General features: G+C 60.5%; 5 protein-coding genes and 1 pseudogene. 3 read left to right on the plus strand and 3 right to left on the minus strand.

The window, feature by feature from the left end; translation table 11 throughout:
- Nucleotides 1–573: pseudogene (locus tag L9Z73_RS11740) on the plus strand (SAM-dependent methyltransferase); the annotation flags it as partial.
- Nucleotides 574–814: 241 nt separating this feature from the next.
- Here the strand turns inward: L9Z73_RS11740 and bcsQ are convergent.
- Nucleotides 815–1,774 (minus strand): cellulose biosynthesis protein BcsQ, encoded by a 960-nt coding sequence (gene bcsQ, locus L9Z73_RS11745; protein ID WP_247400462.1) that lies wholly within the window; start codon nt 1,772–1,774, stop codon nt 815–817.
- A gap of 288 nt (nt 1,775–2,062) precedes the next feature.
- Between bcsQ and lapG the strand changes: the two genes are divergently transcribed.
- Together lapG and lapD are read left to right on the plus strand one after the other, a co-directional pair.
- On the plus strand, nt 2,063–2,755 hold the full coding sequence (lapG, locus tag L9Z73_RS11750; RefSeq protein ID WP_247400464.1) for a cysteine protease LapG: 693 nt from the start codon (nt 2,063–2,065) through the stop codon (nt 2,753–2,755).
- An 11-nt stretch (nt 2,756–2,766) separates the two neighbouring features.
- Nucleotides 2,767–4,725 (plus strand): cyclic di-GMP receptor LapD, encoded by a 1,959-nt coding sequence (lapD, locus tag L9Z73_RS11755; RefSeq protein WP_247400466.1) that lies wholly within the window; start codon nt 2,767–2,769, stop codon nt 4,723–4,725.
- Nucleotides 4,726–4,769: 44 nt separating this feature from the next.
- On the opposite strand, the gene L9Z73_RS11760 is transcribed toward lapD, so the two are convergent.
- Both L9Z73_RS11760 and L9Z73_RS11765 read right to left on the minus strand, forming a co-directional pair.
- On the minus strand, nt 4,770–5,108 hold the full coding sequence (locus L9Z73_RS11760; RefSeq protein WP_247400469.1) for a tryptophan synthase subunit beta: 339 nt from the start codon (nt 5,106–5,108) through the stop codon (nt 4,770–4,772).
- Nucleotides 5,109–5,231: 123 nt separating this feature from the next.
- A partial coding sequence (locus L9Z73_RS11765) for a beta strand repeat-containing protein (protein WP_247400471.1) occupies nt 5,232–9,037 on the minus strand: 3,806 nt, incomplete at its 5' end.

Raw genomic sequence — 9,037 nt, forward strand, 5'->3', positions numbered from 1 at the left:
CAACTGGCCAGCGCTGCCGGCTGCAAGCAACTGGCGCTGGCGCCGTGCTGCTACAACCGCATCCACGCCGACCGCTACCAACCGCTGTCGGGCGCAGGCCGCGCTTCGGCGTTGCAGTTATCGGTCGATGACCTGGGTCTGCCCCTCAGCGAAACCGTCACTGCCGGCAAGCGGGTACGCCAGCAACGGGATACGTCCATGGCCAGGCGCCTGGGTTTCGATCACCTGCAGCGCCAATTGCGCCATTGCGACACGTACTTGCCCACGCCTTCCCTGCCCGCCAGTTGGCTGGATAAACCCTTCGCCGACTATTGCCGCGAGTTGGCGGGCCTCAAAGGGTTATCCACAGGCGAGCAGGATTGGGCAGCGCTGGAGGCACGCGGGTGGCGGCGCTTGGCCGAGGTCAGAAACCTGGAATTGCTGCGTGGGTTGTTTCGGCGCCCGCTGGAGCTTTGGTTGGTGCTGGATCGGGCACTGTTTCTGCGCGAACAAGGCTACAAGGTTGAAGTAGGCAGCTTCTGCGAAACCAGGCTGACCCCGCGCAACCTTATGGTGCTGGCTGAGCGCGATTAAGGGGCGATTTTTTCTGCACTCGGCCTGTGGATAACTCTGTTGATGAAATCTTTACAGAGGATTTAAACGTCTGCGCTACAGGCAAAACGCCACATTGGTCATTTTTTGTTCACAGAATAAAACGCACGCAAAACAGGCAGTTGCGGCGTGTTGAGAATGGCTCCACCCAGGGCCGGTTCCGGGGCGCTGCCAACCTGCCGATTGTGCATAAGCATTTGGCGTTAAGCGCATAAAGCGTAATTTAGCGGGCTTTTTTCCGGGCGATCAATAACCGGCACAGGTCGTTGATATCGTCGCAGGCCACGCTCGCCGCGAGGTTATCCAAGGGGTCCGTAGCAAAGGCCAGCGCTTCGCTGATCGACGGTTCGCGATGCACGACTTCCAACGGACGGTCGCCCAGGCGCAGTTTGAAGGCGTCAACCATGTCCAGGCTGAACGCCGAGCGCTCATCCAATTGATTGATTACGTAGAGGCGTTGTGGCGGGCGCTCACGCTCAAGGTAACCCGCCAGCACGGCGTCCAATTGGTCCAGCGTACCGAGACAGGCGGCATTCGGCTGGACGACGACCAACACACAATCAGCCACGCTCAACGCTTGATGCAGATAGACGTTATCGCCGGCAGGGGTATCGATGAGCATGATCTGTCGCTCACTTAACCCCAACGTCGACAGGCGCTGTGCCAGCCACTTCGGCTCCCGCGTGAGCCAACCCTGTAGGTTGTCCTTCTGCTGGATGCCGGTATTCCCAAAGGGAATCACTTGGCAACCGGCGAACCCTGCTTGCAGGAGGGTCTCCCATCGCGTGTCGAGCAAGCTGGCGCGGCCGACGCCAAGGAGTTCAGGGTCCACGCCGAAATGCTGGCGCAACGCGTTTTGAGGGTCGAGGTCCAGCGCCACCACCGACTCGCCCAGGCGCTGCAAGCCGCTGCTCAACGCCGTGACCAAGGTACTGCGGCCGACGCCGCCATTGACCGAGACCAGTGCCACCACTGTAGGGCACGGTGCACTCAAGTCGTAAGGCTGGGGTTGCTCATAGGCCGATGGCGCATGGGTGGAAAAGCGCGAGCCGTCTTTCTGGTTCAGGCGGGTGCCATCATCGAACGGAAGGGTGCCGAAAAAATGCAGCCGTGCGTTTCGCCCCTTGGGGTCGCGGGGCCGGCTATTGCCGCACAGGGCAAATAGATCATCGGTACGACTCATGGCCAGAGCTCCTTCACGGCGCAATCAAAGACGTCAACGGTCGGCAGATAAGGCCGACCGCAGGTCTTTTTGTCGGCGCTTTCGTTGCGACATTCTGTAGCAGGCGGTATGAGGTGTCATTATTTTGATGGTATTGGCGCATTCCTTTCAGACGAGCGGAAAACAGCCAATTTACCGGCACTCAATTAGGCTAAATTGCTGCAAAGTGATTTCATCGTGCCATTGTTTTTTACCCGGTATCACCGCACCATTGCCACACCTTAAATGCTGCAAGCTCGGGTAATCGCGGTGGCGATACGCTTTAACTTCCCTCGGTTCCTGTACGGTCTGGCCATCACGCTGTTGCTGGGTGGCGGCCTGCTGGGCAATCTGCTCGCCGATTGGGATTTCAGCCAGATCAGCCGCCGCGCCGAGGCGCTTTACGGGCCTCTGGGCGCAGGGCGCCAGCGCATCGATGCCTGGCAGCAACTGCTGGCGACGCAAAAGCAGGTCAGCGAGACCGAGCAACTCAACGTGGTCAACGCGTTCTTTAACCGCCAGTTGCGCTACGAGGAAGATATCGACCTGTGGCACGAGATTGATTATTGGGCGACGCCCATTCAATCCCTGTGGAAAGGCGCCGGAGACTGTGAAGACTATGCCATCGCCAAATACTTCAGCCTGCGTCACTTGGGTGTCCCGGCCGAGAAGCTGCGCATAACCTACGTCAAAGCCTTGCGCCAGAATCGTGCGCATATGGTACTGACCTACTATGTAAGCCCGGAAGCCATGCCGTTGGTGCTGGACAGCCTGATGGACCCCATTCTGCCGGCCAGCCAGCGTCCGGACCTGCTGCCGGTCTACGCGTTCAACGGCGAGGGGCTGTGGCTGACCGGCGCGGCGGGCAACAAGAAAGTCGGTGATACCAAGCGCCTGTCACGCTGGCAGGACGTCTTGAAAAAAATGACCGCCGAAGGGTTTCCGGCCAATTCGGGTAATTAACAGGAGCTACGATGTCACTGTTCAAACAATTGCTGATCGCTATCTGTGTGTTTCTAGTGGTCGCCTTCAGCGGTAGCTTCTTCGTCAGCCTGGAAAGCTCGCGCGCGCAGTACGTCAACCAGTTGCGTTCCCACGCTCAGGACGCGGCGACCGCACTGGCGCTGTCGCTGACGCCGAACATCGATGACCCGGCGATGACCGAGCTGATGGTCAGCTCGATCTTTGACAGTGGCTACTACGCGAGCATCCGCGTGGTGGACCTGAGCAATAACCAGGTGCTGGTGGAGCGTGCCGCCGAGCCTGATGCCAGCAGCGTACCGGCCTGGTTCGTGAAGATGATCGGCCTCGCGCCGGCCGGCGGCGATGCAATCGTCAGCCGTGGCTGGCAGCAGGCGGCACGGGTCGAGGTGGTCAGCCACCCGATGTTTGCCCTGGCCAAACTCTGGCAGAGCGCGCTGGGCAGCCTGGGCTGGTTGCTGCTCTGCGGTGCCGCGAGTGCGGTGCTGGGCGCACTGTTGCTGCGCCGTCAGTTGAAGCCGCTGGACTATATGGTCGAGCAGTCCCACGCCATTGCGCGGCGCGAATTCATCAGCCTGCCCGACCTGCCCCGCACCCCCGAACTGCGGCGCGTGGTGCAGGCCATGAACCAGATGGTCGAGAAGCTCAAGGCGTTGTTCAATGAACAGACCGAACGCAGCGAGAAGCTGCGCGTGGAGTCCTATCAGGACAGCCTGACCGGGTTGGCGAACCGGCGTTATTTCGAGATGCAGCTCAACTCGCGGGTCAGCAACCTGGAGGAAGGCAGTTCAGGCTACCTGCTGATCTTGCGGGTCAACGACCTGGGCGGTCTCAACCAGCGCCTGGGCGGGCAACGCACCGACCAACTGCTGCAAGCCGTCAGCCAGCAACTGGTGCGTACCTGTGCCAAGTACCCGGAAACCCATAACCTGATCACCCGCAGCCGTGGCGGCGAGTTCGCGGTGCTTGCCCCCGGCCTGGTGCGTCACGAAGCGGTGCAACTGGCCCAGGCGCTGGAAATCATCCTGCAGAGCCTGCACGAAACGGGCGCCACCGACATGTCGATCGTGGCCTACATCGGGCTCGCACCCTACAAACCCGGCGATGCCTCGGCAGACCTGCTGATGCTGGCCGACCAGGCCCTGGCCCAAGCTGAAGCCGGTGGCGGCCAAACCTGGGTATGCCTGGAGCAGCAGACCTCGAGCACCGTCAGCGACGACTCGCACAGCTGGCACACCCTGCTCGACGATGCCCTGAATCAAGGGCGCTTCCGCTTGTTTTTCCAGCCGGTGGTCAGTAGCAGCGATACCCGTCAGGTGCTGCACTACAAGGTGCTCTCACGCCTGCTCGACAACCAGGACCAGACCATTGCGGCGGGGCACTTCCTGCCCTGGCTGGAGCGCTTCGGCTGGACGGCACGGCTTGACCAACTGATGCTCGACCTGGTGATCAAACACCTGGCAGAGCACAACCAATCGGTGGCATTGAACCTCTCGGCGGCGACCTTGAATGACCCGCAAGCCCTGGAGCGGATGTTCGAGCGATTGGCGCAACATCCCGCACTCGGCGCGCGCCTGATCCTGGAGATCGGCGAAGAGCAAGTGCCCGAGCAACTCCAATTGGAGCGTCTCACCCGACGCATGCGCAGCCTGGGATACAGCCTTGGCCTGCAACGTTTCGGCGGGCGTTTCAGCATGATCGGCAACCTGGCGAAACTGGGCCTGGCGTACCTCAAAATCGACGGCAGCTATATCCGAGCCATTGATCAGGAAAGCCACAAGCGCATTTTTATCGAGGCGATCCAGCGTGCCGCCCACAGCATTGACTTGCCGTTGATTGCCGAGCGCGTGGAAACCGAAGGTGAGTTACGCGTGATTCGCGAGATGGGTATTGAAGGGGTGCAAGGCCAACTGGTCGGTGAACCCGCGCCCTGGAAGTGGAGCGACGAATAATCATGCCTCCTTGACGCTCATGCCGTTAAGGAGGTGCGCTCGCCTCAGATCAAACCGCTTTCATCATCATTGATCAGCTCACTCAACCCGCCCAGCGCCGTCCGTGCATGGGTACGCTCCATCACCTTGACCTGCGCGGCGGGCGGCAGGTCCGTGATGCGGATCACGCCCTTGGCGGTCAGCACCTGAATCAAGTCATCGAGCACCCGAATCATCTCGGAGTCGCTCTGTTGGAGCTGCTTGAGGCTGTTGTCGATCACATCCGTGGCAAACCACGCCTGAATGTCCTGATGATCCGCCGGTAGAGTCCCGGTGGATTCGGCGAAAGCCTGCGCCTCGACGCGGACCAAAGCGTTGTATTGATCGCGTTGCACATAGAACATCAGCGTTCTCCCAATAAAAAATCCCTGCAGGCGCCGCACCTGGCTCCCACAGAGATTACACACATTTTCCCAAAGCTGGTGCCCGTGGAGCACCAATCCCGAAAGATTGGCGCTCCAGGGTGATCAGTCGTGATGCTTGACTGTCAGGTCACCACCGGCGATCAGGTTGTTGATCGCAGCACTGCCACTGCCCCAGTTGGCGCCATCGATCTTGATCGTGACATCGGCCGTGCCACCCTGCGCCGTGAACGAACCGGTGCTGCTGACACTCAGCGTCGAGCCTGACGAGTCGGTGGTCAACTTCAGGTAGCTGGACAGGTTGGTGTCGTTATTGCCTTGCAGCAAATCGGACAGGTCCAACTTATCGCCTTCGCCGTGCTTGAAGTCGGTGATGGTATCGACGCCAGTCCCGGTGTTGGTATCCCCTTTGAGCCACACGAAGGTATCCGCCCCCGCGCCGCCGGTAAGGGTGTCGTTGCCCTTGCCGCCTACCAGGATGTCGTTACCCGCACCGCCGGAGAGCACATCGTTACCGCCTTGGCCGAACAGAATGTCGTCGCCGACGTTGCCGATCAGTTTGTCAGCGCCATCGCTAGTACCGTAGATGTTCGACGCGCTGGCCAATGCGCCGACATCGGCGACGTGCTCGCTGATGAACTGGTGCAAGGTGCGGTCGTCGATGTGGTCGACGGTCGTGGACAGTTTGTCGGCCGCGAACGCCTTGAGTGCAGCACTGCCTTCAAGGTTGTTGTAGCTGATCAGGTCGCCGAACAGGATGTCGTTACCCGAACCACCGGTGAGGGTGTCGGCGCCGGTATCGGCCGCGTGGCCGGTGATCGCATCCGCCAGCTTCGCGGTGTCGATCGTGGAAACGGTGTGATCGGTATCAAACTGCTTGAGCACAGTGGTATCAATGTTCGAGCCCAAACCGATGGCCTCGACGACAACCTTGCCTGGAACCGCGTTGACCAGATCGGAGTAGGCCGACTGGGCGTTGCTCATGGCGGTGCTGGAGTTGTTATAGACCGACGCGACGTCAAAACCGCCGCTGCTGTTGGCCACCACGTCGCCTTCGTAAGTTTGATTGCCACGACTATCGTAGGAATAGACATGGCCGGCTCCATCGACAATCACCTGCGTCTTGCCATTGATTGTCGCTGTGACCGAGGAGGTCTGACCCAAGACGTAATTGGAGTTCTTGACGACGCTGTCAAAGTAAACAGACGAGCCATTCCGACTGGCCACGCCCAGGTAAGGGTTGCCATCAACGGCGGTGTACACGTTCGGCTCACCGTCTGTAATGAAGTACGTCAGGTTTTTTGCACCCACATTGCTCGTGGCTTCGTCGCTCTTGAACCAATTGGTGGCGGCGTTGAACGCATCCTGATAGTTGGTCATGTCGCTCGATTTGGACGCCATCTGAGTCAACACAGCCTGCAAGGCAGCTTTAGCACCGTCCTTGTCGGCGAGGTTGACCGAGACCTGCGCTTCGACCCGAGTATCGAAGTCGACCAGCAACACTTTCACAATACCCGAGTCGCTCTTACCGGCATTGCTGATCAAGGTATCGAACACGGTCGCAAGCTGTGTCTTGATCGACGTCATCGCACTGCTACCGATACTGCCCGAGGTATCGACGATGAAGGCGATGTTGTAGTTGCTGCCCGCATTGACGATACCGCCTTTGTCGCCGACCACCACGTTGTTGGCCGAGGTGCTGCTCAGGTCGATGACATCGGCAGCACCGCCGCCTTCAGTCACCACATAAGCCTGTGGCGCAACGGTAATGGTGCTGGTCGCCACCGACGAACTCAAGCTGTCAGAACCTTCGTTGTCCTTCACCGAGATCTCGACGGTGCGATCACCCGTAGTCGGATACTTGCTGGTGCTGGAGTACTGGAACGACTCAAGCAGCGACTTGTAGGTGGCCGAGTCAGCTGCACCCGACAGGGTCAGGACGATTTTGCCACTGACGTCAGTACCGACGCTGGTCAGGGTGACGCCTTTGTAAGTACCGCCCACTGTCACCAGGCTCGAGCTGAGTTGGTCGCCCGCGCTGGCGTTTTTCAAGGTGATGGTCGCGCTTTGCATCTGGGTGCTGTCGACGTCACCAATGGCTACTTTGCCAGTGATCGCTACGCCACCGGTACCGCGCTCGGTGTAGGCCGCGCTGTAGCTGGTGAGGGCGGAGCCGTCTGCGGTGCTCAGGTCCAGGGTCGGTGCGTCGTTGACCGAGGTCACGGTGATGGTGCCGTTAGCCGGGGCCGAGGTCAGCGGATTGCTACCGTTAGCGTCGCCGCTGTCGGTGGCGGTGTAGGTGAAGTTCGCCGTGCCGTTGAAGTTCGCGTTTGGCTTGAAGTACACGGTGGCTGCGCCGTTGACCGCGTCAACAGCGCCGGTCACCGCTTTGGTCATCGCCGCGTCGGTGTAGAACGTGCCGTTGGTTGGCGTGCCGACGGTGAAGGATTTCACGTTCGCCAGGCCATCTACGTCGGTTGCGCTCAGCTTGACCGCGATACCAACCGTTGGATCTTCAGCACCCGTCGCGGTAGTCGTCGCTGCAACCGGCGCATCGTTTACCGGAGTCACGGTGATGGTGCCGTTAGCCGCTGGCGAGGTCAGTACGCTGGTGCCGTTAGCGTCGCCGCTGTCGGTGGCGGTGTAGGTGAAGTTCGCCGTGCCGTTGAAGTTCGCGTTTGGCTTGAAGTACACGGTGGCTGCGCCGTTGACCGCGTCAATAGCGCCGGTCACCGCTTTGGTCATCGCCGCGTCGGTGTAGAAGGTGCCGTTGGTTGGCGTGCCGACGGTGAAGGATTTCACGTTCGCCAGGCCATCCACGTCGGTTGCGCTCAGCTTGACCGCGATACCTACGCTTGGGTCTTCAGCACCCGTCGCGGTAGTCGTCGCTGCAACCGGCGCATCGTTGACCGGAGTCACGGTGATGGTGCCGTTAGCCGCTGGCGAGGTCAGTACGCTGGTGCCGTTAGCGTCGCCGCTGTCGGTGGCGGTGTAGGTGAAGTTCGCCGTGCCGTTGAAGTTCGCGTTTGGCTTGAAGTACACGGTGGCTGCGCCGTTGACCGCGTCAATAGCGCCGGTCACCGCTTTGGTCATCGCCGCGTCGGTGTAGAACGTGCCATTGGTTGGCGTGCCGACAGTGAAGGATTTCACGTTCGCCAGGCCATCCACGTCGGTTGCGCTCAGCTTGACCGCGATACCTACGCTTGGGTCTTCAGCACCCGTCGCGGTAGTCGTCGCTGCAACCGGCGCATCATTGACCGGAGTCACGGTGATGGCGCCGTTGGCCGCTGGCGAAGTCAGTACGTTGGTGCCGTCAGCGTCGCCGCTGTCGGTGGCGGTGTAGGTGAAGTTCGCCGTGCCGTTGAAGTTCGCGTTCGGTTTGAAGTACACGGTGGCTGCGCCGTTCACCGCGTTAATGGCGCCGGTCACCGCGTTGGTCATCGCCGCGTCGGTGTAGAAGGTGCCGTTGGTTGGCGTGCCGACAGTGAAGGATTTCACGTTCGTCAGGCCGTCTACGTCGGTTGCGCTCAGTTTGACCGCGATACCTACGCTTGGGTCTTCAGCACCGGTCGCGGTGGTCGCCACAGCTACCGGCGCATCGTTGACCGGAGTCACGGTGATGGCGCCGTTGGCCGCTGGCGAAGTCAGTACGTTGGTGCCGTCAGCGTTGCCGCCGTCGGTGGCGGTGTAGGTGAAGTTCGCGGTGCCGTTGAAGTTCGCGTTTGGCTTGAAGTACACGGTGGCTGCGCCGTTGACCGCGTCAATAGCGCCGGTCACCGCGTTGGTCATCGCTGCGTCGGTGTAGAAGGTGCCGTTGGTTGGCGTGCCGACAGTGAACGATTTCACGTTCGTCAGGCCATCTACGTCCGTCGCACTCAGCTTGACCGCGATGCCTACGCTTGGGTCTTCAG

This window comes from Pseudomonas emilianonis, assembly GCF_023072625.1.
Lineage (GTDB): Bacteria > Pseudomonadota > Gammaproteobacteria > Pseudomonadales > Pseudomonadaceae > Aquipseudomonas > Aquipseudomonas paraveronii.

Bases quoted from the DNA above. Each gene is read 5' to 3' on its own strand.
- lapD (WP_247400466.1), top strand. From the start codon at position 2,767: ATGTCACTGTTCAAACAATTGCTGATCGCTATCTGTGTGTTTCTAGTG.
- bcsQ (WP_247400462.1), bottom strand. From the start codon at position 1,774: ATGAGTCGTACCGATGATCTATTTGCCCTGTGCGGCAATAGCCGGCCC.
- L9Z73_RS11760 (WP_247400469.1), bottom strand. From the start codon at position 5,108: ATGTTCTATGTGCAACGCGATCAATACAACGCTTTGGTCCGCGTCGAG.